Origin of the sequence: Fluviicola sp., assembly GCF_039596355.1 — a bacterium.
In the GTDB taxonomy this organism is placed as follows: Bacteria; Bacteroidota; Bacteroidia; order Flavobacteriales_D; family Crocinitomicaceae; genus Fluviicola.
The window spans coordinates 994,391-1,020,343 of sequence record NZ_JBCNJW010000001.1 but is presented as its reverse complement, the minus strand read 5'-3'; the positions used below and the strand labels follow the sequence as shown (position 1 = coordinate 1,020,343).

Genomic DNA, 25,953 nt, shown 5'->3' with positions numbered 1-25,953 from the left:
AATTTGATCGTTATGAAGTTGGGAAACAATTTAAAACTGATTCGCAAGAGTAAGAAAAAATCACAGGAAGAAGTAGCTTCTGATTTGGGTTTGACCCGAAGCAGCTATTCCGGGTATGAAAATGAAATTGCCGAACCGGGAATTGAAACACTCATCGCGTTGAGCAATTACTACGCTGTTCCGATTGACGATTTGCTGACCAAAGATTTCGCTGCGTTTACAGAAAGTGATTGGGCAACGATCAGCAGGGGACTTTATGCAGATATTAACGGAAAAAATTTGCGCGTATTGACTTCATTGGTGGATGCCGACGAAAACGAAATGATCGAATTGATTCCGCAGCAGGCGCGGGCAGGTTATGCTACCGGTTATGCTGACCCGGATTACCTGAAAGTATTGCCGACCTTCAGTCTGCCATTTTTGTCCAAAAACAGAAAATACCGTTCCTTCCCGATTATGGGAGATTCCATGCCTCCGGTCGACGAAGGATCTTTTGTAGTGGCAGAATACATTCAAAATTGGGGAAGCATTCGAAACGGAACTCCTTGTATCGTGGTAACCAAAGATGACGGGATTGTTTTCAAAATCGTGAATAACCACATCGAATCACAGCAGTCATTCGAGCTTTGTTCAACGAATCCGTTGTATTTGCCGTATTTCGTGCATGTCAATGACATCGTTGAAATGTGGAAATTCGTAAACTACATTTCTCCTAGCTTACCGGAAATGCGTATTGATGATTCCCTTTTAACGAAAAGCATCCAGGAATTGCAGCGTGAGATTATCGATCTGAAGCGGACAGTTACCGCGGGAGGGAAAAATGTTTCCCGCTAAAACGAATCCGTTCCTGCGTAATCAATTCTTTGAGCGTGGATTTGATCTTTGCCGCAAAAGAAGGATCGAATTGAGAAGTAATTTCTGCTAAGGTCATTTCCTTTTCTTCCAGTAAGGCAATCAATTCGAGTTCCAGGCGCGGATGTTTCTCCAGGAGGTTTTGTTCCAGGCAGTAATCGCATTTGCCGCAGGGTTCGCTTTCCTGTCCGAAATACGAAATGATGTAACGTGGTCTGCAGTGTTTCTGCTCCAGGTAGTTCTTCATCACATTCAGGCGGTCCAAAGCACGTTCCTTTCGGAAATGATATACCTCCGGTCTTAATTCAATGTAATCATCCGGAAGCCGTTCGTGAAGGAAGGTCACCATGGGAAGTTCAGTCCGCCAGGTAATGTCGATAATTCCATGTTCTTCCAGGTGTTTCAGCTGGCGTTCCAATTCTTGTGACGACAATTTCAAGCGCTGACAGGCATCCTCTTCATCAATCTCTACAAACGAATCAAAAACATCCGTGTAATTCCTGCAAACCCAGGTGATCAACGGATCCAATACCGGATTTTTGAGTTGATATCCGTAAAGATGTGTTTTGTCAATACTGATCTTGATCCGTGAACCTCTCAATCCTTGTTCCGAAAACAAAATACTCCCGTTCATTTCCAGCAATTTAAATGCAGGATAGACTTCTGTCATATTCAGATTGAATTTCTTTACGAAATCCTTGAATTTCAACTCGTAAGATTCATGTTCGCCTGACCCAATGGCAATTCGCAGGTAGTTGCAAAGTGCCCGGTAAATCAAACGAATCGTGTCCGGACTCGGGAATTGCGTTAACACCCGTTCAGCAATTTCATCCAGATCAGCAGGTTCAATGAATGCAAAGGTGCGTGAATCCAAACCATCTCTTCCGGCTCTTCCGGCCTCCTGGAAATAGGATTCCGGGTTGTTTGGCACTTCGTAATGCGCCACAAAACGCACATTCGGTTTGTCGATTCCCATACCGAATGCGTTGGTTGCAACCATCACAGGAGTTTTCTCCGAAAGCCAGTCGGCAAGTGCCTTGCTACGTTCCTTGCTGTTCATGCCTCCGTGATACATGTTGGTGCGGACTTTTTGAGACTGCAGGTAAATCATGACGTCCTTCACGCTTTTACGCGTCTGGCAATACACAATTCCCACATCGTTCGGGTTCTTGTGAATCCATTTGGTAATTGCATCCAGTTTATTGGAAACGTGATATACTTCATAACTCACATTGTTTCGCTCAAAAGAAGCTTCAAACAGCTCCGGGTTTTTGAGTTTCAAATGAGTGGCAATATCTTCTTTTACTTTCGGTGTTGCCGTTGCCGTTACTGCAATAATCGGTACTTCCGGGTGAAACTCGCGGAGTTTGGCAATTTCCAGGTAGGCAGGACGGAAATCGTGGCCCCATTCTGAAATACAATGGGCTTCATCGACTACAAACAACCCGATTTCCATTTGCTTGACACGTTCCTGGAATAAACGTGTTTGAATACGTTCCGGGGAAACGTAGAGAAAATCAACTCCCCCGAATTTGGCATTGTCCAGTAAAATGTCAATTTCACGGAATGACAAACCGCTGGTCAGTGCTTTTGCACGGATTCCTCTTTTTTGCAGTTGATTTACCTGGTCTTCCATCAGGGCGATCAGGGGAGAAACAACGATCGTAATTCCTTCACGGGCAATTCCCGGAACCTGGAAACAGATTGATTTTCCACCGCCGGTTGGTAAAAGAGCGATCACGTCTTTTCCGTAGATTGCGGCATCGACAATCTCTTCCTGTAAAGGTCTGAATTGGGAGTAACCCCAAAACCTAGAAAGAATTTCTTCACTCTTTGTTGACATCTGTTTTTGAATTGCTGATTTTAACTCCTGGGCGTAATTCCGCAATATTACGTCCGGCAAAATGCGTTTCAACTTTCGGAACCGGCAAAATTAAGGTTTCAACCCGGTTTACAAAATCCAATACCCCGGCTCGATCCAATCTGCCTCCTTCAGACGGCGGGAATTGCCCCTCCGGTTTCAGGAGAATAACTCCGATCGGATCGCAAAGATAAAACAACAAAAAAGAAACGTGAATGAGTAGTAAGTCGATGCATTTGTTTGAATACATTAAAAATAGTTGTTGTTACAAATATTGGAATTACTTCTGAAATCGTAACGGAATCCTCAACTTATTTAGGTATATTCGCATAACTATTAGTCGTTATGATACATCAAGACACAATTAAAGTGACTCGTACCCAAGAGTCAAAGTTAAGTGCTGTTGATTGGAATAATTTACCTTTCGGTAAAGTCTTTTCCGATCACATGCTCATCATGGATTTTAAAGATGGTGTATGGCAGGAACCGGAAATTATGCCTTTCGGACCGTTATCCATGCACCCGGCTACGTCAGTGATACACTATGGTCAGTCCATTTTTGAAGGATTGAAAGCATATAGAACGGATAACGGGGAAGTAGCAATCTTCCGTCCGGATATGAATGCAAAACGTTTTGAAGAATCCTGTGTGCGTATGTGCATGCCGGTAATTCCTGAGAGCGTATTCGTTGAACTGACACGCAAATTTGTAGAGATTGAAAGCGAATGGATTCCGAAAAAAGAAGGATATTCCCTGTATTTGAGACCGTTCCTGTTCGGAATTGACGAGTACATCGGGATCAAACCTTCCGATACATACCGTTTTGTGATCTTTGCATGTCCGGTTGGAGCTTACTACAACGAGCCTGTTAACGTACGAATCGAAGAATTCTACACCAGAGCTTCAGTAGGTGGAGTAGGAAGAGCAAAAACAGCAGGAAACTACGCAGCAGCGCTTTACCCGGCGAGATTAGGACAGCAGAAAGGATATCACCAGTTGATCTGGACAGACGGAAAAACACACGAGTACATCGAAGAGTCAGGAACCATGAACGTGATGTTTGTGATTGACGGCAAACTGATCACACCTTCGGAAGAAAGCGACACGATTTTGAGAGGAATCACCAAGCGTTCAGTTGTAGAAGTTGCCCAGATGTGGGGAATGCCGGTTGAAGAACGCAAAGTATCTGTAGCTGAAGTGGTTCAGGCACACAAAGAAGGTCGATTGACCGAAGCTTTCGGGGCCGGAACAGCTGCAACCATTGCACACATTGCAAAAATCGGTTACCGCGACGAAGATTTGATTCTTCCTCCGATCGAAACACGTGAGTTTTCCCAGAAAGTACATGCTTACCTGGATGATGTGAAAGCCGGAAAAGTAGAAGATACTTTCGGGTGGCTTTTGAAAATCTGATTGATTTAGAGAATTATAAACATGAGAAGGGGATGTGATGTGTCACGCCCCTTTTTTAATGTGCCTTTTTTTCATCTTTATTTATGAAAATTTGCATTCATCTGCATCTTTAAAGAAATTTGCAGCCATGAAACCGATTTTATCCCTTCTATTTGTATTATTCCTTTCTGCCGGCGCATTGAGTCAAACAACCGTTCGAATTATTGCCAAAGACAGAAGTAATGGAGATCCTGTTTCTCGTGTATTCATCCGCCAGTACCAGGGAGATTCGATGGTGAAATCACAATACACGAACCTGAAGGGAGCAGCTTATTTCACTGTTTCAACTCAAGAAGCAACACGTTTTGAATTGGAACACATTGCTTTTAGTCCGCTGGAAGACATCCAGACAAAAATTTATTCCGGAAAGGCAAATGATACCCTCACGGTACAGGTGAGAATGTATTACCTCAAGGAACGCATGCTGGATCAGGTTGTGATTAAACCGATCGGAGTGCCTGATACGATTTTCGAGTCTTCCCGCGTTTCAGTAACCGATTTTGAGTTTCTTCCGGATGACAACCTGTTGCTGTTGACTTATCCGAAGAATTTGAAGAAAGGAACCGAGTTGGTTTTGTATGACGGCTATAATCTGCTGGGAGAAATTCCGCTCCCGGAGAAAGGGAAGGAGCTGATTCGCGATTACCGCGGAAATCCGCATGTGGTGACCGAAAAAAATGTCTACGGAATTACTGAAACAAACAAGCAGATTCAGATCGCACAGATCGAAAAGAATTATTACATGACCTATATCGCACCAATCCTGGATACGTCTTATACAAAATACTATTTCTCCAATTTCAACCCGAATTACCCGGCATTTGATTATTTCACCTATGATGTGGTCGATTCTACTTACCGGAAAATTGCAAAGGTACAAGACGACCTGATGATGGAATTGTACCGGTCCGAATTCAAATGGGTGGATATCCGCACCAAATTGTGGGCAAAAGAGAAAGAAAATGAAACCGGGATCGACAAAGAAATCTGGGTGGGAATGTATTATTTCACCGGTTCAATCTACTACAAGGAATTGTACGCGCCGATGTTTGAACGAAATGATTCCATTTTCCTGTTTGATCATTACAAAAACTTATTATTCAAATATTCTTACCTGGGAGATGTAATTGACAGCATTCCGATCTATTATCACCTGCAGGCAAAAGAGAACGGCTGGAAGAAAGAACTCATTCAGGATTATGAAACGGGGGAGATTTATATTCACTACGAATTGGCGGGAAAAGCCCAGCTACGTCATTTCAATACAACAACCGGGAAATTGAGCTCTCCGGTAGAACTTCATTTCAAATACCCGGAGAATATCCAGATCAAAGGAAACAGTGTGTATTACATCTACCGTCCTTTTGAATCGACGCAGAAAAAGTATTTGTACCGGGAACGATTACCCTTTGCATTCAAGTCTCAGAAGACAAATAAAGGTACACTGGTGGAAATGGCAAAGCCCTAAAAGCGTAAATGGAGTCAAGACGGGCGTCCTAACTCCATTCACTAATCAACCTAACCTAACCACCTAAATCATAACAAATATACAATAAGTAATTAGACTTTCAATGTTTTTGCTCAAAAAAAGCAGATAAAAAATCGTTAAAAAAGTTATTGATCTGATTTTCAATAAGATGATTATTTAGAAAATGCAGTTAAATGATTGTCTTCCGTCCGATAGGGCCTTCGCAAAACAACAAATCAAGGATTGAAACCTGGGGAATGAAGCGTTTTTCACCAAAGAAAACCTGCGTATATTCTCCCGACATTTCCAGTGTTTCGTAATCGGAGTTTCTAAAATCGAGGGGATAATCGGAGCGGTATTCTTGTGTCTGATAAGTGAGAACCGGCAACTGGTATGTTTTTATGAAAAACTGGGTAATCTCTTCGTTGAAATCAATCAGGAAACGGTGCTTTCGAAGCAGTAATTGCTCAATGTCGGAAGCATAGTGCTCAAAATAGGGAGCAGAAGCGTATGCCGTTTTGATTGCCCGCCAATGAATCACCGGCCAATTTTGCTGATAGGAAATCAACACATCCCGCGTAACGGTTTTAGAACCATTCGGGCGTTCGAGCGGCATGGTGAGAATCTGAGGCCCCTGCGATCCCAAAATCACCGTTCTGTTTCGAAACGTTTGTTTCGGAAAATGATCACAAACTTCCAGTAAAATCTCACCTTGAGAGGCTAAATCCTGGAAATAGCGAACACTTCCGAAATATGCAATAGGAAAAAATGACGGGTGATCCAAAAAAAGCATTATCGGATGACGTTAAACACACGATCCCAACGGATTCCGTTTGCTCCTTTGGAAAACCATACAATGGATGCTTTTCCTACCACGTGGTCTTCCGGAACAAAGCCCCAGAATCTGGAATCGACAGAGTTGTTTCTGTTATCTCCCATCAACCAGTAGTAATTCATCGCAAAGGTATACGACGTTACTTTCTTTCCGTCGATGTAAATGCCATCCGGCTTTTCCTGCAATTGGTGTCCTTCGTAAGCAGTGATTACCCGGCGATACCATGCAATGTTGTCTTTCGTCAATGTTACAGTACTTCCTTTTTTAGGAATAGACACCTTGTAATTGCTCACGGAGTTACAAATCTTCGGATCGTTCGGGAAATAACGCATGTTTGCGAGCATTTCCATGTAAGTCAACTTTTGAATGGAATCTTTGTGCTCCACACTGTCATCGTAGATCTTCATCTTTGTTTTCAGCTTCGGAAAACGATTCAGAACTTGCTTCTTCATATCGGTTGTCAGGAAGAATGTCTGATCCCCGCCCAGGTATCCGTATTCTTCGTTTGTCAACCCCAGGGTCTCCAGGTAAGAATAAGCCAGGAAGTCTGCTGAATCTGCCTGAGCAATGTAATACTGGTTGTTCTGGTTCGGAGCCGGCTGAATGAATTTGCCGTTTACATACAAATCAGCGTTACGCAGTTCGATTTGGTCTCCCGGTAATCCCACACAGCGTTTGATGTAGTTTTCACGTTTATCTACCGGACGGAAAATCACCCCTCCGTGTTTTACATAATTGGTTCCTGCATCTCTGTTTGGTCTGCTGTACGTAATTCCGCTCGCAATTCCGATTCGGGCTCTGTTTTTCCATTGCTCCAGGTTTTCGAAGAAGTCTCCCGCGTATTGGTTGATTTCTTCCACGCTGTTCAATTGGATGTTCGGATGTTTGCTCACAAAATCACCTTTCCAGTAATAGAAAGCTTCGTCAAGCACGATTGCATGGTAATCATGCCCCATCAAACCATCCGGAACGCGCGGATCGAAAATAGCGGTATCTCCCGAAGGATAATTGAATACCATTACATCCCGCGGCTTCACATCTCCGAATCCCGGAATACGGTAGTAATTGGACGTCTCGATTGTCAGGTAAGACCTTACGTTGAGCCACGGAATGGTATTGTGAACCAACGGGAAGGAAAGCGGAGTAACCGGAACCTTTGCTCCGTAAGCAAGTTTGTTTACAAACAGGAAATCTCCAACCAGCAAGGTTTTCTCCATCGATCCCGTAGGAATCTGAAACGGTTCGAAAACATAGGTGCGAATGATACTTGCTGCTACCAATGCAAAAACGATGGAATCACCCCATTCTTTGATCGCTGACTTTTTCCCGATGCGCTTGGAACGGAAAGACAACAAATAAGCAACCGCATGACCAATCACCGGCAATGCCAGGAATAATACCACGTGATCTCCGTTTGTTCTTTTGGCAGCTTCCACCGGACTAGCCCAGTTTGTAGGGGCCAGCACAGGTAGTTGTGATTCGTTTGAATTGGCAATCTTCCACAGGATCAGGTAAGGGAAGAAGATTCCCTGAAGCGTGTCGCCGATCGTGTAAAAACCAAATCTGCGGATGAAAGATAAGTTGGCAACCATCCACATCACCAGGTGGATTCCCGGAATGAACATCAATAAAGACCACCACGGTTTTCCCGCCCCGAATTTAAAAACGATGTAATAATTGTAAACCGGAACAAACGCTTTCCAGGTATCCACTCCCATGCGTTGAAACGGTTTCCACCAAAGGGCAAGAATCGGGTGAACAAGGATTAAAAAGAGGTAATAATAAAGAATGTTCATAAGGCTTAAAATGCTAGTACGTCACGCATGGTGAAAACTCCTTTTTTTCCTGCAAGGAATTCAGCAGCGACGACAGAACCCAATGCGAATCCGTCTCTGGAATGCGCTTCGTGGCTCAGGGTTAAAGTATCGATGTTTGAAATATACGAAATGGTATGAGTTCCGGGAACATCCGGTTCTCTGACTGCCTGGATCGGAAGTTCGGACGCTTCGGTGTGCGGCCAGGATCCCGTTTCTGATTTCCAGGAAGTGTAATTCTGATTGTTTGCGATTAATCCCTGCGCCAATGAAACAGCTGTTCCGCTTGGAGCATCCAGTTTTTGGATGTGGTGGATTTCTTCGATCTGAGCTTTGTATTCCGGATGCGCAGACATCAGCGCGGCCAGTTTTTCATTGATATGAAACAGGATATTCACCCCGACACTGAAGTTGGAGGCATGCAATAAGGTTCCGTTCTTTTCCGAAACGAGTTTACTGATGCGTTCCAGTTCGCTCTGCCAGGCAGTTGTCCCGACTACTACCGGAACTTGCTGTTCAAGACATGCCTCAATATGATTAACAACCAGGTCAGGCCGGGTAAACTCAATCGCTACATCTGCCTGTTTGAGATCAGTTTGGTCGATGGTATTTTTAGAGTCAACTTTGTAGACAACTGAATGCCCCCGCTCCAAAGCAATTCGCTCGATTGCTTTTCCCATTTTTCCGTATCCGATTAATCCTATTTTCATGTAGCGCAAAAATACTGTTTTCAGTTTCCAATCCTAACTTTTAACGAAATTTAAATCGAAAGGAAACACCATAAGAAGATGGGGTATATGCCGTTGGGTGAATGGACAGTGATAAATCTTCACTGATGTCGAAATGTACGAAATGAGCTTCAATTCCGGCGTCCAGCACATTGAGCAGGTAAACAACCCCGATTCCCAAAATGGCAAAATCCCTGCGGCTGCGGTGAGTCGTATAAAGCGTCAGTAAACTTTGATCGTCATACTGTGTAAAATTCGCCGGAGCAATTCCATTCATCCGGTCGGTATATTCCTTACGGTATGCCTTCATCATGGAATTGTTGTTGATCGCAAAATATGTTGTCACACCAAGACCCGCGTAAATGAGTGGCACCTTCCAATACGCCTTTTTTTTGCCTTTGGGCATGGCGATATGATTGTAGATTTGCCCGGAACCAGGAACTACAGCAGAAAACAAACACGCTTTTTTCCAGGAATGTGTTTTGACAGTATCTGCCTGAACAGCCAGCGAATCTTGTGCATTGGCCTTTGCAGAAAATACCAGGATCAAAACTCCAAGGATATAACGCATTAGTTGGATTTATTCAATAACTCGATGATGCGGTTCAGATCAACCTCAGATGAAAAATTAATCATGATTTTTCCACTTCCGGAATGTGTCTTTTTGATTTCCACTTTCGAAGAAATGCGGTCGCTCAAGTGATTCTTGAAAACTTCCTGCAAAGACGTCAAATCCGGCGTACTGATTGTTTTCGGAGCATTCGGAGTTTCTTCTTCCGTTGTTCTGGAGCTGTTTGTACGGATCAATTCCTCGATTTCGCGAACAGAAAGCTGGAAATCGATAATCTGTCGGTACAAGTCCAACTGACGATCTTCTTCTCCTGCGGAAACAAGTGCACGGGCATGCCCCATTGAAATCAGGTTATCGCGTACTCCCAACTGAATTTCAGCAGGAAGTTTCAGCAAACGCAAATGGTTTGTGATACTGGTTCTTCCTTTGGAAATCTTTTGAGATAACTGATCCTGCGTCAGACCGATTTCATCGATCAAACGCTGGTAGGAGAGAGCAACCTCAATGGCATTCAAATCCTCCCGCTGGATATTTTCAACCAGGGCCATTTCGAGCATTGCCTGGTCATTTGCTACGCGGATATATGCTGGAACCTCTTCCAATCCGGCAAGTTGAGACGCTCTGAAACGTCTTTCACCGGAAATTAACTGATACTTGTCTTTTGCAAGTTTACGAACCGTTAACGGCTGGATAATTCCGTGAACAGCAATCGACTCTTTCAGTTCGTTCAGTGCTTCTTTCTCGAAATTGGTACGCGGGTTAAACGGGTTTGCTTCGATAAACGTGATCGGAAGCAGGGCTACGCCGCCTGAACTTTCGGACGGAGTTGTTGCCGGGGGTGTAATATCAGCTGTAGAGCCTTCCAATAAAGCTCCCAAACCTTTACCTAAAGCTGCGCGTTTTTTCGGATTAGATGTCATTTCCTACCTGAAATTGTTTGTCGTTATTACCGATTTTAGTTAAATCATTTCGTTGAAGAATCTCGCGTGCGAAATTCAGATAATTGATGGCTCCTTTGCTTGTAGCATCATGAAGCACGATGGTTTCCCCGAAACTTGGAGCTTCGCCCAGTTTGGTGTTTCGGTGGATAACCGTATCAAAAACCAGATCCTGGAAGTGTGTTTTCACTTCCTCCACTACCTGGTTTGCAAGTCTCAGACGTGTATCGTACATCGTCAGGACAATTCCTTCGATCTCCAATTCCGGGTTTAATCTTCCCTGAACGATTTTGATCGTATTCAATAATTTACCCAGACCTTCCAATGCGAAGTACTCACATTGCACCGGAACCATGACAGAATCAGCAGCTGTAAGTGCGTTTACAGTAATTAATCCCAGGGAAGGGGAGCAGTCGATGATGATAAAATCATATTGATCCTTGATTTTATCTAACGCCTGCTTCAGCATGTGCTCTCTGTTCGGCATATTGATCATTTCCAGCTCGGCACCAACCAGGTCAATGTGAGACGGGATAATGTCCAGATTCGGATTTTCCGTTGGAATGATCAGTTCTGACGGGTGAACGTCGTTGATCAAACAGTCGTAGATGTTGCGCGAGTTTTTAGGATCCAGACCAACACCGGATGTAGCATTTGCCTGCGGGTCAGCATCGACCAGCAATGTCTTGTATTCCAAAACACCAAAACAACCACCCAGGTTAATAGCCGTGGTTGTTTTACCAACACCTCCTTTTTGATTCGCTATAGCGATTATTTTACCCATAAGAGCACTGTAAATTTGAGGATAAAGATACGTTATTGAAATGACCTAAACGGCATTTGTTTCTGCTATTTTTTTCAACGAATGCGATGTTGAAAGATTGTTTGGAAGTTTTCTTACAAATCTTCAAACTGAACGTCGCTCAGGTAAGATGAATCCGTATTATCGTTTGTATTCAGTTCATTGGCTTTATTCATCACTTCCAGCAGCGTTTCCGAAAATTTTCCGAAATCCTCTTTGTACAGGAAAATCTTGTGTTTTTGAAAGACTTCCTTTCCGTTCAGCATGACTTTCTTGCTTTCAGTGACCGTAATGTAGTGGTCTTGTCCTTTTGTGGCTTTTATATCAAAGAAATAGGTGCGTTTCCCGGCTTTCACAACCTTCGTGAACACTTCTCTCTGAGCATCATAATCTTGATCGTTTTGCATAGTTTTATTTAAGGTTGCAGCAAAACAAATATGCTTTTTTATTTAAAAAAAACCAACATTTCGGAAATAAAATTACTTTTTACCCTTTTTCTTTTTGCCATATCCGGTAACGGAAGAAGGGTCTTTTTCCTTTTTGTGTTTCTTCTTTGATTCGTAGATCTGCAAAGCAGTCATTTCTTTTTTGTCCTGCTTCACGGTCTTTTTATTCTCTTCGGTCGTGTTTTTTGTGTCGGAATCCGGTAGAACGGCGACATGCACATCATTTTTACCTGATCCGGAACCTGAAGTAGGGTCAATCCATTTGTTTTCAACAGTGTAGGTAGAAACCTCGTCTTTTTTCGCATCGTACTGGCTCACAGAAACTGTCTGCGGATTTTTATTGATCCCGATCACATCTTCCTTCAGTACCCAGCGGTTGCCGTCGAGCATGAACGCATCGTACGACATATCCGGGACATAGAATTCATAAAACCCAACCATGGTCGGCGTTTCCGGCATTAAATGATCGAAAATAATGCGTTTGTATTCTGGTTCGTAACGCAGCGACATCACGGTCTTTTCCGAATGCTCGAAAAAGATCCGCTTGGCAGTTCCTTCAGAATATTTAAACAGGGGATAACCCAGTTTCAGGCTATTTCCTGTGAAATACAATACATCAATGAGTTTGGTGTTGCTCATGCGGGTTCCGCCGTCCCAACCCAACAGGGTGTAATAGGTTTTATTCGCTTTTTCTACCGGGATGATTTGGTAATATAAAGCTCCGTACCACATGTTCGCTTCCAGTGTTTCATCCGGTTTTCCAGGGAGCATCATGGAATTATCGACTAATTCAATGACTTTGTGTTCGCCTTTTTTCAGGTCTTTGTGAATCACATAAGCATAATATTTTTGAGATCCGTCGTCCTGTTCTACGTTCCAGTTGACAATGCGCACCATGTTGTCGGGGCTGTCAATAACGCCAAGTGTTCTGAGTTTGGGGAATGTAATATCGAAGATCGAAGGTTCGTGCAACGTTTGCTCAACCAGCGTTTTGAATTGCTTGTTCCAGAATTCTTTCCGATCGTTTTTTCGTGAAGCGCGCAGGGAATCCAGCAAAACAGACAATTCCTGCTCTCTTGTCGAAGCATCGAACTGTGCCAACGATTGAAGGCTCAGCGTGAGTAAAAGAATGAGTAACGAAACTTTCATACCATTCAAACGTTCAAAAAGCAACTATGTTACACCGCCGAAAAAGAAAAAGAGGGCTTAAAGGTGCATAAAGTCCTTCTTCGCCAGCAATTCGTCTTCGCTTTCACGGTAATCCGGATCGTCTACACAACAGTCAACCGGGCACACTGCTGCGCACTGCGGTTCATCATGGAAACCAACACATTCCGTGCATTTATCCGTAACGATGTAGTAAACATCCATATCTTTCGGTTCAAAGCTGTCATCAGCCTGAACTTCATCTCCATTCAATGTTGTAATCAATCCTTTTAATGACGTGCCGTCCGCATACGTCCATTCAGCGCCACCTTCGTAGATTGCGTTGTTCGGACATTCCGGTTCGCATGCACCACAATTGATGCACTCGTCTGTAATCATGATTGCCATAAATGCTTTTTTTGTGCAAATATACGGAGGTCTCTGCTTTAAACCTGAAATATTCTGAAAAAATCATTTCTGCCAGGGTTTCAATAATGGCTTTTAAACTTCTCGCAGATTGCGCAGAGTCTGAGTTTTTAGCGTGTTTTTGATACGTTATTCTTTTTGGAAAAGGGTAAGAGCGTTATCGTCTGTGCCCGGCGACTCTGCGAAATCGTTTTGCTGAGTTCACTCCGAAGTCCAAGGGAGATTTACGCAATTCACACAAAAAAGACGAGGGATTCAAAGCCGGGAAACGGAAATGATTCTGCACTCATCTACTGGAGAATTTAGCGCGGATAAAGAGCCGGTTTGCATAATAAAACACGCAGGAATCAAAATAAAGCATGGGATTTCTCACAGACCCATTAATTTTGCAGTGTGGAAAAAACAGCAATCATTCAGATTTTCGAGCAGCTTCGAAAAACATTACAATTTGTTATTCAAAACGAATCCTGGCCGGGCTACGAGTGCGGGTTAACGGAAGAAGAGTTCCTGGATTTTAAAAAGACTATTAACAAAGAGGTGCAATTAAATCCCTGGTTCACAAAGGAGAATTGCTACAAAGCTTTAAGTGGGATTGTTCATTTGATTGAAAAAGAATCGCTTGAATCCTTTTCGAACAAGTATCCTTTTGCAGAAAAACCAAAAACAGTTGCTTTGATCATGGCTGGAAACCTGCCGTTTGTTGGCTTTCACGACCTGCTTTGTACTTTGCTCACAGGAAACTGTGCACTTTGTAAACTGAGCAGTTCCGACGCACGCATCCCCTTGAAGATCATTGAATGGATGCAGCAGTGGAACCCGGAAATGAAAGAACGAATCCGGATTTCGGCTGGTCCGATTAAAGATTACGATGCTGTGATTGCAACAGGAAGTAATAATTCCATTGCGCAGTTTGAAACCTATTTCAGTCATGTGCCGCATTTGTTTCGAAAGAACCGTACGTCTGTTGCATTGCTCGACGGAACGGAATCCAACGAAGAATTGGAGGCGCTTGCTTCCGATTGCTTTGACTTTTTCGGAATGGGCTGCCGTAACGTATCGAAATTATTTGTTCCGGAAGGTTTTAATCTGAACCGCATTTTCGAGAATTTCCTCGGACAAACACACCTGATTCAACACCACAAATACGGGAATAACTACGACTACAACCGGACGGTTTATCTGATGAACCAGATTCCGTTTTTAGATAACAATGCCTTTATGCTGAAAGAAGACGAAGGACTTCATGCGCCGCTTTCAGTTATTTTCTATGAATACTACACGGATAAAAAAGATGTATTGAATCGTTTGGAAGCATTGAAAGACGAACTTCAGGCGGTTGTGGGACACGGGTACATTCCATTTGGAAAAGCCCAGGCTCCGGATATCACGGATTTCGCGGATGGAGTGGATACCTGTGTGTGGCTGAATACGCTTTGAATTGAAAATTTCCAGTCAGTTCGAGTACCGCAGTGTAGCGGAGGTTTATCAAGAATAGCTGGAACACGCTCGTCGTTCTCGATATCCCGGATGTCCGGGACTCGAACAGACGAGGTTTAGTGTTTGTAATTCGTTCCAGAGTTATTAACAATTAAAACAAGAGTTTTCAACATTTTTTGTAACCATGTTCATTTTTTTGCGTATTCAAGTCAGAATTCAATGCATTTTGACATGAAAAAACGCTTAGCAATTGTAGGATTTGGGATCTCTTTTTTCTCTTTCGGATCAGAAGCTCCCGCAAAATTAAGCCAGAACGACTACGTAAGTATGTGGTCGAACGTTGCGGTTGAACACATGTTGACCTACAGAATCCCTGCCAGCATCACATTGGCGCAGGGGCTCCTGGAAAGCGGGAATGGAAATTCGCCGCTGGCTGTTCAGGCAAACAATCATTTCGGAATCAAGTGCAGTGACTGGACCGGGGATAAAATCTATTTTGACGACGACGCAAAAGGAGAATGTTTCCGCAAATATCCGAGTGCTACGGAATCATATAACGATCACAGTTTGTTTTTAACGAAGAAAACACGTTATGCGTCGTTGTTCCAGCTTCCGGTTGACGATTACAAATCGTGGGCAAAAGGTTTGAAAAAAGCTGGGTACGCGACGCATCCGGAATACGCTGAGAAATTAATCGATTTGATTGAGCGCTTGAAATTGTACGAATACGACGAAAAAACAGCTCCTTCAAACAGTGGAACGGAATTGCTTGCATCGAATGCGAAAGAAAGTAAGGACAAGGCAAGTGCGAAAAATACCGCTTCGATGAAAATCGACGAGTCGTGTTTGAAATACCAAAACCACACGGCGAAGGAAAACAAAAACGATGTGAAGTTCATCATCGCACGAAAAGGGGATACCTACTACAAAATTGCAAAGGAATTCCACCTGGCGATGTGGCAGATGTACCGATACAACGATTTCGTGGATAAGAAAGACATGCTGGAAGAAGGGGACATTGTTTACCTGGAACCAAAACGAAACAAAGCAAGAGCAAAAGGTGCAACGTATGTTGCTAAAAAAGATATTACGCTGATTGAAATTTCTCAGTCTGAAGGAATCAAATTGAAAAAATTGGTTCAGATGAATGGTTTTACATCAGAAAAAGTAACTGTCCAGAAAGGACAAAAGGTTCTTCTCCGTTAGTTCCTAACCAACGTTGAAGTTTATTGTTGTTGTTTGTGAAAGGTTGTGTAAAGCAACCTTTTTTTGTTTTCACCATCTTCACACAGGCATGTTGTGTTTCGGTTTTAGCATTTTCAATTCAAATGCAGTCGGACTGTATTTGATCTGATTTCTGTTTTAGGATTTCAACCGCTTAAAAACCGATCTCCCTGCATTTAGTGTCACTAGCTTGCTAAAATGTTTTAAAAAAACTTCTAGGATTGAAACATATTGTTAAATTTGACAAACTCCTGTATTATGAAACCCTCAAACGAACTGTATAAACTTATTAAATCGTTAACCAAATCTGAGAAGCGCTTTTTTAAACTTTCGTCAGCTTTGCAATCGGGTGAAAAAAACTACCTGAAGATTTTTGACTTCATCGAAAAGCAAGGCGTATACAAGGAAGAAGATTTGAAAGAGTTTTTCCAAAACGAAACCTTTGTCAAACATCTGCCTTCTGAGAAGAATCATTTATACCGGCTGATCCTGAAAAGCCTCCGGGTATATTACTCGGAACAATCTGCTTCCAGTATTCTGAAACAAGAATTGAAAAACGTAGAAATTCTCTACAACAAAGCTTTGTATAAGGAATGTGAGAAATTTGTGCAGCGTGCAAAAGGCCTGGCGGTAGAGTACGAAGAATTCTATTACTGGTACGAGTTGATTGCCTGGGAAAAGAAATTACTCGAGGCTGCATACGAAGACGGTGAATTCTCCCGGAACCTGGATGATATCATTGTGGAAGAGGAAGATGTGATTGCCAAACTCCGGAACCTGGCTGAATACCAGGTCATTTATTCCAAAATCAACCTGATTTTCCGTTCCGGAGGATTTACTCGGAATGAGGAAGAACGCAAGATTGTAGACGATATTGCTGATTATCATTTGATCAAAGGAAAGAACACCGCGCTTTCAACACGTGCATCATCCATGTGTTACTATATCAAAGGATTGTGTGCCGCAACGAACCGGAATTACGAAGATAGTTTCCAGTTTTTTAACCGCACAAAAGACATTCTGGACAATAATCCGTTGATCAAGGAAGATCTTGGACAGCGCTACATTCTGACCTTGTCGCATTTGTTGAGATGTTATATCGATAACAAACAATTCAAAGAAGCTGCCAATACCATTCACGAAATTCGTTCGCTGGAAGGAAAAAAAGGATTCAGTTCTACGGATTTGTCCCTGCGGATATTCACGATTTCCTACAACGGGGAATTTGCCCTGAATCACGCAACCGGGAATTTTGAAGCATCTGCAAAACTGGCGGATGAAGTGCGGTCAAGACTTCGTGACCTGGACGATAAAGTATCGAAAGAACAGAGCATTTTGTTTAGTTACAACCAGGCGTACACCTATTTCGGAATAGGGGATTACAAAAAAGCCTTGTCGACGCTCAATGAAGTATTGAATGATAACGAACAGCGTCTGCGCCAGGATATTTACAGTTTCGCGCGTATTTTCAACCTGATTATCCACCTGGAACTGGAGAATTATGACTTCCTGGAATACGTCATCAAATCCACGAACCGTTACTTAAGCAAGCACGACCGGGATTATGAAATTGAAAACGTGGTGATCAAACACCTCCGGAAACTGGCGAAGAGCATGAATGTGACGCAACGGAATGAAATCCTTTCCAAGATGAAAACCGAAGTGACTGAATTGATGAAGGACCAGCAGGAGCGCGTGATCCTTGATTATTTCCATCTTCCGGCATGGATTGATTCCAAACTGGATAAAATTGACTTCTCGAAATCAATCAAGAATTACAATCATTTGTAATCAAACTTGTATTGAATCCCAACATTGAAAGTCGTATTGGCGATGTTCAGTTCGGTACGGCTTTCATAAAATGCTTTGTAAACACTGCTTTGCGCTAAGTATCTCACCGACATATCCAGGTAAATGCGGTTCACCCGGAATCCGAGACCGCCGCTGATCGTTTGGTTGTAGCTTTTTCCGTAGCTGCGCGCCAACGTGTCACCTTTCGGGTAGTAACCATATCCTGCACGGATAAATACCGTGTTATTGATGGCCCATTCTCCACCGATTCGAATATTCAAGGCATCAACCATTTGTGCTTTGATCGTTGCGTTTTCTGCGGCATAATTGTAGCTCGCATAAGCTCCGTCTGTAGTTGTTTTCAAACGCGCCCATCCGTAATTGACATACTCCAGATCCACATTGATACAGCCGTTATCCTGGAACACCAAACCCAATGAACCCACGAATTTAGCCGGGGTCCAGATACGATATTTGTAGCGATCTGCAGGAACAAAACTGGGATCTACTGTCCGCATTCCATCGTTATGCAGCGCTTCCATGTTTGCTGTGTACTGATCTGTTAATTGGTAGAAAGTGGGGGTGTGTACCGCGATTCCCAACCTCAGGTAATCTACCGGAACGAAGATTGCTCCGAGTTTTACGTTTGCACCACCGCCTTTTGTCGTGTAATCGTATTGGTAAACAAACGATCTCAAGCTCACACCAGTCGTATCGGTCAATGTTTCCTTGTGAACGTATGATTCGGAGAAATTGACCGTATTGTATGAAACGGACGCTCCAAAATAGATTTTATCGAGGTAATTGGCGCTGATAGCCAGGTAATACTCATTGATTCCACCCTTGTTGAAAACGGTCCGGTTGTGAATGACATCACCGGAATTCAATCGCGGATAGTAATTGTTATTTGCATCCGGATCAATTGTGTATGTTTGATATGCCAGGGAAGAGGTGTAAGCCAGGTTGTTGTATAAATCTCCCGGTGCGGTTCCGTTGGCACTTGCTGCAAACACATCCAAAAGCGATTCGAATTGTTGTCCGCTGTAATTGAACGAGTTGTTGAAGTTTGCCACCCGGTTGATTCCCAAACTGATCTGGGTGTAAATCAACCCGGAATTGGAACTGGACACATCACTCACGATGGTTCCTGAAAGGTTCGGAACACGGACTTTGAACGCATCCATCGAGGAACTATTCCCATTGAAATGAGCATCTGTTTTTACAGATGTGCCGGAAAGTCCGAAAGTAAACGCACTGACCGAAGCCCGTCCGAAACCTGCGGGGTTGATCCCAATACAGCCGCTTTCGGCTCCAAGGGCTCCGAATGAACCTCCCATTGCATCAAAGCGGGCAGATCCCTGCACATAAGTGTTTGACAAACGGTAGGCGTCTACTTCATTTTGTCCGAACGTAAAAAAGGCTCCCGTAAAAAATACTGAAGCCAAAAGGATTTTTTTTGTCATTGAATAGGTTTATCTTCTTCCACCGGTTCTTGCTCCACCACCTGTGCTTCCGCCGCCTCCGCCGGAACCTCCACCACCACTGCGGATCGTTGGAGTAGGAGTGCTGACTCTTACAGGTGTCGAATTTGAATTATCAATTGTTCTTGTTCGTGTATTCGAATTGTTGTTGTAATCCACGCTGGAGTTTCCTGTTCGCTGGTAGCCGCCGTTCACCGTATTGGTACGCGGTGCAGAAACCATTGGCCGGACAGAATTTTGCGGTCTTGTTACAGAGACTGTGCTTCCCGAATTGGTAGCCGGCTGAATTCTTCCGGAGTTCATTGTTGCAGGAGCTACGTTGTTTCCTTCACGCAACGTGGTGTTTCTTCCAACTCCGTTGAACGTGTTTGCACTTAACGTTCCCGTTGAAGGATTGATCAGCATTTTATGCGGGTAACTGATGATTTCCCCGTTGGAAGATGATCCCATTCGTCCGGAAGAGGTTCCCGCATGCATATTGGACAGGTTCGCTCCGGTATTCGGCTTGCTTTGTTGTGTAAAAGAACTTCCGCCTCCGTAATAGTACCCGTAATATCCGGGTCCGTAGTAATTTCCGTAATATGCATTGTTGTAGTACGGAGAATTCCAGTATGGATCGTAGTAACCACCGTAACTGTAGGAATGGTACGGATAACCGTAATATCCTCCGTATGGATTGTACCCGTAAGGGTTGTAATTGTAGTAATTACCGAAGCCGATAGAAGAATAATAACTGTTTCCGAATCCGGAGTATGGACCTCCGTAGCCGAAATAGCTCAATCCCGGGTTCATGGAATAAGGAGAATATCCGTAGTTCATAAACTGGGAATAGTAGAAATAATCCCTGTAATCGCGCTGGGAAACGTATGCTGTTTTTTCAGGTGTTGCGGATTGTTCTTTTTTGGCAACGAATGTGGCGTAATCCGTCACATCATTCAAATCCGTACCCGGAGGCATGACAGGAGTACGTGTGTTGTAAACATCGTCCTGCATGAAATGCTCGGAAGTAGTACCACAACTTGCAAGTGAAGCAATTACTCCGACACAAACACCGATTTTAAATACTTTTTTCATGACGAGAAAGATTAAATGGTTGCTTAAAGATAGCTGATTTATTTCTAAATTTACGGTTTTATTCTTAAAATTTAACATACTCAAAAATGTCACAGAAGTACGCTACTCGCGCAGAAGATTATTCAAAGTGGTATAACGATTTAATTTCCAGAGCAGACCTTGCAGAACATTCGGAGGTCAAAGGAATGATGGTCATTAAACCCTATGGATTTGCTATTTGGGAAAATATGCGCGATATTTTGGATGCAAAATTCAAGGAAACAGGTCACCAGAATGCTTATTTCCCCTTGTTCATCCCGAAAAGCTACTTCAGTAAAGAAGCTTCGCACGTGGATGGATTTGCGAAAGAATGTGCAGTAGTGACGCATTACCGTTTGAAAAATGATCCGGACGGAAAAGGTGTTGTTGTGGATCCGGATGCAAAGCTGGAAGAAGAGTTGATCGTACGTCCTACTTCGGAAACTATTATCTGGAATTCCTATAAAAACTGGATTCAATCCTACCGTGATTTGCCGATCCTGATTAACCAGTGGGCGAATGTCGTGCGCTGGGAAATGAGAACACGTTTATTCCTTCGTACCAGTGAATTCTTATGGCAGGAAGGACATACCGCACACGCAACGAAAGAAGAGGCAATCGGCGAAACAGAGCAAATGCTGGATGTTTACGCAGATTTTGCAGAGCAATATATGGCTATGCCGGTAATCCGCGGGCACAAAACCGAAAGTGAGCGTTTTGCAGGAGCCGATGATACCTATTGTATCGAAGCAATGATGCAGGACGGAAAAGCACTGCAAGCAGGAACATCCCATTTCCTTGGTCAGAATTTCGCAAAAGCTTTTGATGTAAAATTCACAGATGCTCAGGGAAAACAGGATTTCGTCTGGGCAACTTCCTGGGGAGTTTCCACACGTTTGATGGGGGCTTTGATCATGACGCACTCGGATGACGAGGGACTGGTTTTACCGCCGGCTCTTGCGCCTATCCAGGTGGTGATCGTACCAATTTACAGAAGCGAAGAGGAATTGCAGCAAATTACAGAAGCTGTCAACCGTATTTCCGGAGAATTGAAGTCTTTGGGAATTAAAGTGAAATACGATTCAGACGATCAGAAGCGTCCGGGATGGAAATTTGCTGAATACGAAGCAAAAGGTGTTCCGGTGCGCATGGCGATCGGGCCGAGAGATTTGGCAAACGGAGTAGTGGAGATTGCACGCCGTGATACCAAAGAGAAATACGCAATGAACCTGGAGAATATCGGTTCTTCCATCAAAGATTTGCTGGATGAGATTCAACAAAATCTGTTGGTGAAGGCGCAGACTTTCCGCAAGGAAAACATGCACACGGTGGATACGTACGAAGATTTCAAAACGAGACTTGAAAAAGATGGCGGATTCTACCTGGCTCATTGGGACGGAACTAAAGAAACAGAAGCAAAAATCAAGCAGGAAACACAAGCAACAATTCGTTGTATTCCAATCGACATCGCTTCCGAACCGGGAGTGTGTATGGTGACAGGTGCGCCGTCGAAAGGCCGCGTAGTTTTCGCGAAAGCTTATTAATAAATAATAGCATTCAAAATGCAAAATTCAAAAGGCAGGAATCTGATTCTGCTTTTTTGAATTTTGCATTTTATCTTTTTGAATTAATGCAGTTATGGAAGAAACCCGAAAAATCATACAGACAATCCTGGAGCAGAAATCGGTTTTGAAGCAGGATATTTTTCACGATACGAAAAACCATTTTGAACGCTTTAAGAAGCATTTATTGGAAGAAATAGGCGCTTTGAGGTCTTTGGTCGAAGACGGACGTATCCGGTTGCACGTGGAGTACAAAGGAGAGTTCCAGGTGCAGGTTTACATCGGAAGCGATGTGTTGGTATTCCAAATGCACACGAATGTCTTTAAATTGCCCGATGAGCATCCTTTGTGGCAGACTGATTACCTGAAAGAAGATAAATCGCGGGGATATTTCGGCATTATCAATATCTATAATTTTCTGGCGGAGTCATATCTGAAGAACCGCATGAACGATTTGGGCTACCTGATCGGGCGTGTTTTCATCAACAAGGATGAACATTTTATGATTGAAGGGAAGGGACAACTCGGCTTTTTATTCCGTGATTTACCCCAATCTATTCTCTCGGATGCGATCCTCCGACACATTATTCAGGTCTCTTTTGCCTATGCTTTGGAGTTCGATCTGCTCACGCCGCCATACGAGATCGTGTCAAAAGTGACCGTTTTCCAAATGCACGAGATCGAAGCGAGTAATCAATTGTCAACCGGTAAACGTCTGGGTTTCAAATTTGAAGCAGAAGACACGGATATTTTTTAGAAAAAAATGCTCGGAAAGTATTGCAAATAGGAAAAATCCACCTATATTTGCACTCCGAAATTCAAAAACGGCCCATTCGTCTAGTGGTTAGGACGCCAGGTTTTCATCCTGGAAACAGGAGTTCGATTCTCCTATGGGCTGCAAAGTTTCAAAAGCGTTTGAAACGGTAACTGAGAAAAATATTCGGCCCATTCGTCTAGTGGTCAGGACGCCAGGTTTTCATCCTGGAAACAGGAGTTCGATTCTCCTATGGGCTGCAAATTTTAGATTGTAATAAAAGAAAAAAATGGCAAATCACAAGTCAGCACAAAAACGAATTCGTTCTAACGATGTTAAGCGTTTGCGTAACAAATACCAACATAAAACAACCCGTAACGCGGTACGTAAACTTCGTTCTTTGAAAGATAAGAAAGAAGCTAGCGAGTTGCTTCCGGTTGTTGCTTCTATGTTGGATAAATTGGCTAAGCGTAATATCATTCACAAAAATAAAGCTGCTAACCTGAAATCAGGATTGACAGTTGCAGTGAATAAATTGTAAGAAAATTCATTTAAGAAATCAAAGGGTCTTGTCTGCTACTGGCGATAAGACCTTTTTGTGTTTTAATAAAGTTTCATGAAGCAGTGGGCTTTGTTATGTGTTATTGTCGCCTTCTGCCAGCTGCATAGCCGGGCGCAATCTCCCTTTGGACATTACTTTCAGGATACCCTTAAACCCGGATACCGCATCTCCGGAAAGATGGATTCTATTGATGCGAACCTGGCGTCATACCAGCATACGCTTCCGGGGGATTTCAATCCGTTCCTTTTCCGGTTTTCCTATTCTGATCTGAACACGACCTGGCAGAAACCATTACCACGAAGGTATTCAACCATTCCGCATATTGCTTTTGAATATTCCATGGGATCCAAACTGGCACAATTCGGCCGGATCACCTATACTCAAGCAGTAGATTCCAATACATTTATCCAGTTCGATTACATCCGGAACACGACGAACGGGAACCTGCGAAACTCCAATTTTGAACGCAATTCGGTTCAGCTCGCGATAATGCACCGTTCCCGTCATTACGGAACGATCCTGGATGTTTCGTTTTACGGAAACAACAACCAGTTGAGCGATGGATTGATCGGGGATTCCGTGCGGGAAGGATTTGCACTGGATTTCCAGGAAGTGGTCAAATCCAATGCAGGAAATAAAACCAAAGAACTGCACGCCGACTGGAAGAATTACCTCTCCTTTACGAAGGATTCACTTCAGAAAGTAGGATTGTTGCTGCAATCGCGGCTGGATATCAAGAATCAGCGTTATTTTGAACGCGATACATTGAAGGAGATTTACGGATTCTACAATTACGATTCTACCTATTCCTACGATTATTGGGAGCTTTCTTCCCTGCGCTTAAACGGCGGACTATTCTACAAGAACCGTGATTTTAACTTCGAAGCCGGTTTGGGAACGCGTTACTGGGATTATGATAACCTGGTGATTCACCAGGATACGACCGAAGCGTATGGATTTGCTGCGCTGGATATGAAGGTAGCTGGTTTCGCTCTGAAAGCGGCGGCAAACTACACGTTTGTGGGAGCAAACGGAGAAACAGCTGTCATTGCAGATCTTACGAAACGGATGAATCGCAACTATTTTGCTGTTCACGGGGCGTTTTCACGCCAATACCCGGAGAATTACCAGCGGAATTATTACGGAAATACGTTGAATTACTACTGGTTAAATAAGGAATTGAGTACCAAAGCAAGCGGAAATGTACATTGGTCCAATAAAAACCGGATCATTCCTTTCTTTGCAGAAGCTTTCATTGAATCAAACACCAATATGCCCGTATTTGTTCAGAACCGTTGGCGCCAGGACACACTGAGTCAGTTGACTGTTGCTGGAATCCAGGTCGGTTTTGAATATTCCTACAAGAAATTACTGGTTCAGTCACGGGCATCTTACCGGGAAAGTACCGGGAATTTGCTTCCGAACTGGCTCATCTCCGGGCGCATTGCCTATAATGGCGGACTGTTCAAAGCTAAAAAACTGAAAACCGTTACCGGAATAGAAGTGGGGTATATCAGTTCCTATCAATTGATGGATTTCGCTCCGCTGATGAACACCTATGTATTCGCAAACTCCGGGCGTTCGTTCCGAGAAATGATGAAGCTGCATTTCTACAGCCAGTTTGATCTGGGATATTTCCGTTGGTTTGTGCGGGTTGAAAATATCGAGCAGACATTTGTGAAGCCGACCAATTTCGAAGGACTGGGGTATCCTGTCACGCCGCTACAACTTCGTTTTGGCGTTTCGTGGGATTTCTTTAATTAATGATACTAAAACTAAAATTTTCACCCCGACTAGTTTTAAACAAATCAGCCGTATGAAGGAAACCTTTCCTATATTTGAAGACCAAATAAACATTCATGGGATTATTAGATAATAAAGTTGTATTAATTACTGGAGCATCCAGAGGAATCGGGAAATCAATTGCAGAAGAATGTGTGAAACAAGGAGCGATCGTTGCTTTCACGTATTTGTCTTCTGAAGAAAAAGCACGTGCTTTGGAAGCGGAATTGACTGCAAACGGAGGAACTGCAATCGGGTTTAAATCTGATGCGGCTAATTTCGACCAGGCTCAGCAATTGGTAGATGATGTAGTGGCGAAGTTCGGGACGATTGATGTGCTTGTGAACAATGCCGGTATTACTCGCGATACACTTTTGATGCGCATGACTGAGGAGCAGTGGGATGAAGTCATGAACACGAACCTGAAGTCTGCATTTAACCTGACAAAGGCGGTACAGCGCCCGATGTTGAAAGCGCGTTCCGGATCCATTATCAACATGTCTTCTGTAGTTGGAGTAAGCGGAAACGCCGGACAGGCAAATTATGCAGCTTCCAAAGCAGGATTGATCGGATTTACAAAATCAATTGCCCAGGAATTGGGTTCCAGAAATATTCGTTGCAATGCCATTGCACCAGGATTTATCGAAACGGAAATGACCGGAGCGTTGGATCAGAAAGTAGTGGAAGAGTGGAGAAATTCCATTCCGTTGAAAAGAGGAGGACAACCTGTTGACGTTGCAAACGCAGTTGTTTTCTTAGCTTCTGACATGTCAGCTTACATTACAGGACAAACCATCCACGTGTGTGGTGGAATGTTGATGTAATTGATATCATATTATAAAAGCCCCGGTCACTGAGCGAAGTCGAAGTGCCGGGGCTTTTTTATTTCTGAGCTCGTGTCTGTTTGAGTATCCCGCATGTGTTCTCGG

At 43.4% G+C, this 25,953-nt stretch carries 23 protein-coding genes and 2 tRNA genes; 13 read left to right on the top strand and 12 right to left on the bottom strand.

All coding sequences use genetic code 11. The features are described from left to right. The first annotated feature begins 12 nt into the window (after window positions 1-12). Window positions 13-834 (top strand): helix-turn-helix transcriptional regulator, encoded by an 822-nt coding sequence (locus ABDV94_RS04300; protein ID WP_343605065.1) that lies wholly within the window; start codon window positions 13-15, stop codon window positions 832-834. Here ABDV94_RS04300 and ABDV94_RS04295 read toward each other — a convergent pair. Next, window positions 803-2,695 (bottom strand): ATP-dependent DNA helicase RecQ, encoded by a 1,893-nt coding sequence (locus ABDV94_RS04295; RefSeq protein ID WP_343605063.1) that lies wholly within the window; start codon window positions 2,693-2,695, stop codon window positions 803-805. The genes ABDV94_RS04300 and ABDV94_RS04295 overlap by 32 nt on opposite strands. Before the next feature lie 363 nt (window positions 2,696-3,058). Between ABDV94_RS04295 and ABDV94_RS04290 the strand changes: the two genes are divergently transcribed. Continuing rightward, window positions 3,059-4,126: a branched-chain amino acid aminotransferase gene (locus tag ABDV94_RS04290; RefSeq protein WP_343605061.1), complete on the top strand. Its 1,068-nt coding sequence runs from the start codon at window positions 3,059-3,061 to the stop codon at window positions 4,124-4,126. A gap of 127 nt (window positions 4,127-4,253) precedes the next feature. Beyond that, window positions 4,254-5,633, top strand: coding sequence for a hypothetical protein (locus ABDV94_RS04285; RefSeq protein ID WP_343605059.1), 1,380 nt, complete (start codon window positions 4,254-4,256; stop codon window positions 5,631-5,633). 190 nt (window positions 5,634-5,823) lie between these two features. Here the strand turns inward: ABDV94_RS04285 and ABDV94_RS04280 are convergent, their stop codons facing one another. The 9 genes from ABDV94_RS04280 to ABDV94_RS04240 all read right to left on the bottom strand — a co-directional run bounded on the left by ABDV94_RS04280 (window position 5,824) and on the right by ABDV94_RS04240 (window position 13,321). After that, window positions 5,824-6,426, bottom strand: a complete 603-nt coding sequence (locus ABDV94_RS04280; RefSeq protein ID WP_343605057.1) for a WbqC family protein — start codon at window positions 6,424-6,426, stop codon at window positions 5,824-5,826. Beyond that, window positions 6,426-8,264, bottom strand: a complete 1,839-nt coding sequence (locus ABDV94_RS04275; protein WP_343605055.1) for a S26 family signal peptidase — start codon at window positions 8,262-8,264, stop codon at window positions 6,426-6,428. Before ABDV94_RS04275 ends, ABDV94_RS04280 begins: the two co-directional genes overlap by 1 nt. 5 nt (window positions 8,265-8,269) lie before the next feature. Continuing rightward, window positions 8,270-8,992, bottom strand: a complete 723-nt coding sequence (gene dapB, locus ABDV94_RS04270; protein ID WP_343605053.1) for a 4-hydroxy-tetrahydrodipicolinate reductase — start codon at window positions 8,990-8,992, stop codon at window positions 8,270-8,272. A gap of 40 nt (window positions 8,993-9,032) precedes the next feature. Beyond that, window positions 9,033-9,581: a DUF5683 domain-containing protein gene (locus ABDV94_RS04265; RefSeq protein WP_343605051.1), complete on the bottom strand. Its 549-nt coding sequence runs from the start codon at window positions 9,579-9,581 to the stop codon at window positions 9,033-9,035. Continuing rightward, the gene (locus tag ABDV94_RS04260; RefSeq protein ID WP_343605049.1) at window positions 9,581-10,501 is read right to left on the bottom strand and encodes a ParB/RepB/Spo0J family partition protein; all 921 of its coding nucleotides are present in this window, start codon (window positions 10,499-10,501) and stop codon (window positions 9,581-9,583) included. The genes ABDV94_RS04265 and ABDV94_RS04260 overlap by 1 nt, the downstream gene beginning before the upstream one ends. Next, the gene (locus ABDV94_RS04255) at window positions 10,491-11,303 is read right to left on the bottom strand and encodes an AAA family ATPase (protein ID WP_343605047.1); all 813 of its coding nucleotides are present in this window, start codon (window positions 11,301-11,303) and stop codon (window positions 10,491-10,493) included. The genes ABDV94_RS04260 and ABDV94_RS04255 overlap by 11 nt, the downstream gene beginning before the upstream one ends. A 113-nt stretch (window positions 11,304-11,416) precedes the next feature. Next, the gene (locus ABDV94_RS04250; protein WP_343605045.1) at window positions 11,417-11,728 is read right to left on the bottom strand and encodes a DUF3276 family protein; all 312 of its coding nucleotides are present in this window, start codon (window positions 11,726-11,728) and stop codon (window positions 11,417-11,419) included. A 72-nt stretch (window positions 11,729-11,800) separates the two neighbouring features. After that, window positions 11,801-12,916 carry a hypothetical protein gene (locus ABDV94_RS04245; RefSeq protein ID WP_343605043.1) on the bottom strand — a complete coding sequence of 372 codons (1,116 nt, stop codon included), beginning with the start codon at window positions 12,914-12,916 and terminating at the stop codon, window positions 11,801-11,803. Window positions 12,917-12,973: 57 nt separating this feature from the next. After that, complete coding sequence (locus tag ABDV94_RS04240) at window positions 12,974-13,321, bottom strand: 4Fe-4S dicluster domain-containing protein (protein WP_343605041.1); 348 nt, start codon at window positions 13,319-13,321, stop codon at window positions 12,974-12,976. Between the two features lie 411 nt (window positions 13,322-13,732). On the opposite strand from ABDV94_RS04240, the gene ABDV94_RS04235 reads away from it, so the two are divergent. The 3 genes from ABDV94_RS04235 (at window position 13,733) to ABDV94_RS04225 (ending at window position 17,791) form a co-directional block, all read left to right on the top strand. Continuing rightward, window positions 13,733-14,776: an acyl-CoA reductase gene (locus tag ABDV94_RS04235; RefSeq protein WP_343605039.1), complete on the top strand. Its 1,044-nt coding sequence runs from the start codon at window positions 13,733-13,735 to the stop codon at window positions 14,774-14,776. 231 nt (window positions 14,777-15,007) lie between these two features. Beyond that, window positions 15,008-15,982: a glucosaminidase domain-containing protein gene (locus ABDV94_RS04230; RefSeq protein ID WP_343605037.1), complete on the top strand. Its 975-nt coding sequence runs from the start codon at window positions 15,008-15,010 to the stop codon at window positions 15,980-15,982. A gap of 357 nt (window positions 15,983-16,339) precedes the next feature. After that, window positions 16,340-17,791 (top strand): hypothetical protein, encoded by a 1,452-nt coding sequence (locus ABDV94_RS04225; RefSeq protein ID WP_343605035.1) that lies wholly within the window; start codon window positions 16,340-16,342, stop codon window positions 17,789-17,791. Here the strand turns inward: ABDV94_RS04225 and ABDV94_RS04220 are convergent. After that, a complete protein-coding gene (locus tag ABDV94_RS04220) occupies window positions 17,782-19,254 on the bottom strand; it encodes a hypothetical protein (protein WP_343605033.1) in 1,473 nt (490 codons plus the stop codon). The genes ABDV94_RS04225 and ABDV94_RS04220 overlap by 10 nt on opposite strands. A gap of 9 nt (window positions 19,255-19,263) precedes the next feature. After that, window positions 19,264-20,346 carry a hypothetical protein gene (locus ABDV94_RS04215; protein ID WP_343605031.1) on the bottom strand — a complete coding sequence of 361 codons (1,083 nt, stop codon included), beginning with the start codon at window positions 20,344-20,346 and terminating at the stop codon, window positions 19,264-19,266. An 86-nt stretch (window positions 20,347-20,432) separates the two neighbouring features. Between ABDV94_RS04215 and proS the strand changes: the two genes are divergently transcribed. The 7 genes from proS (at window position 20,433) to fabG (ending at window position 25,848) form a co-directional block, all read left to right on the top strand. Further along, a complete protein-coding gene (proS, locus tag ABDV94_RS04210; RefSeq protein ID WP_343605029.1) occupies window positions 20,433-21,908 on the top strand; it encodes a proline--tRNA ligase in 1,476 nt (491 codons plus the stop codon). Between the two features lie 94 nt (window positions 21,909-22,002). Further along, window positions 22,003-22,683, top strand: a complete 681-nt coding sequence (locus ABDV94_RS04205) for a hypothetical protein (RefSeq protein WP_343605028.1) — start codon at window positions 22,003-22,005, stop codon at window positions 22,681-22,683. A gap of 69 nt (window positions 22,684-22,752) precedes the next feature. After that, window positions 22,753-22,824 (top strand) — tRNA-Glu (locus ABDV94_RS04200). Between the two features lie 44 nt (window positions 22,825-22,868). Continuing rightward, window positions 22,869-22,940 (top strand) — tRNA-Glu (locus ABDV94_RS04195). Between the two features lie 29 nt (window positions 22,941-22,969). Continuing rightward, on the top strand, window positions 22,970-23,221 hold the full coding sequence (gene rpsT, locus ABDV94_RS04190; protein ID WP_343605027.1) for a 30S ribosomal protein S20: 252 nt from the start codon (window positions 22,970-22,972) through the stop codon (window positions 23,219-23,221). Window positions 23,222-23,296: 75 nt separating this feature from the next. Next, window positions 23,297-25,006 (top strand): putative porin, encoded by a 1,710-nt coding sequence (locus tag ABDV94_RS04185; RefSeq protein WP_343605025.1) that lies wholly within the window; start codon window positions 23,297-23,299, stop codon window positions 25,004-25,006. A gap of 95 nt (window positions 25,007-25,101) precedes the next feature. Next, entirely contained in the window at window positions 25,102-25,848 is a 747-nt protein-coding gene (gene fabG, locus ABDV94_RS04180) for a 3-oxoacyl-[acyl-carrier-protein] reductase (protein WP_343605024.1), read from the top strand. The last annotated feature ends 105 nt before the right edge of the window (window positions 25,849-25,953 follow it).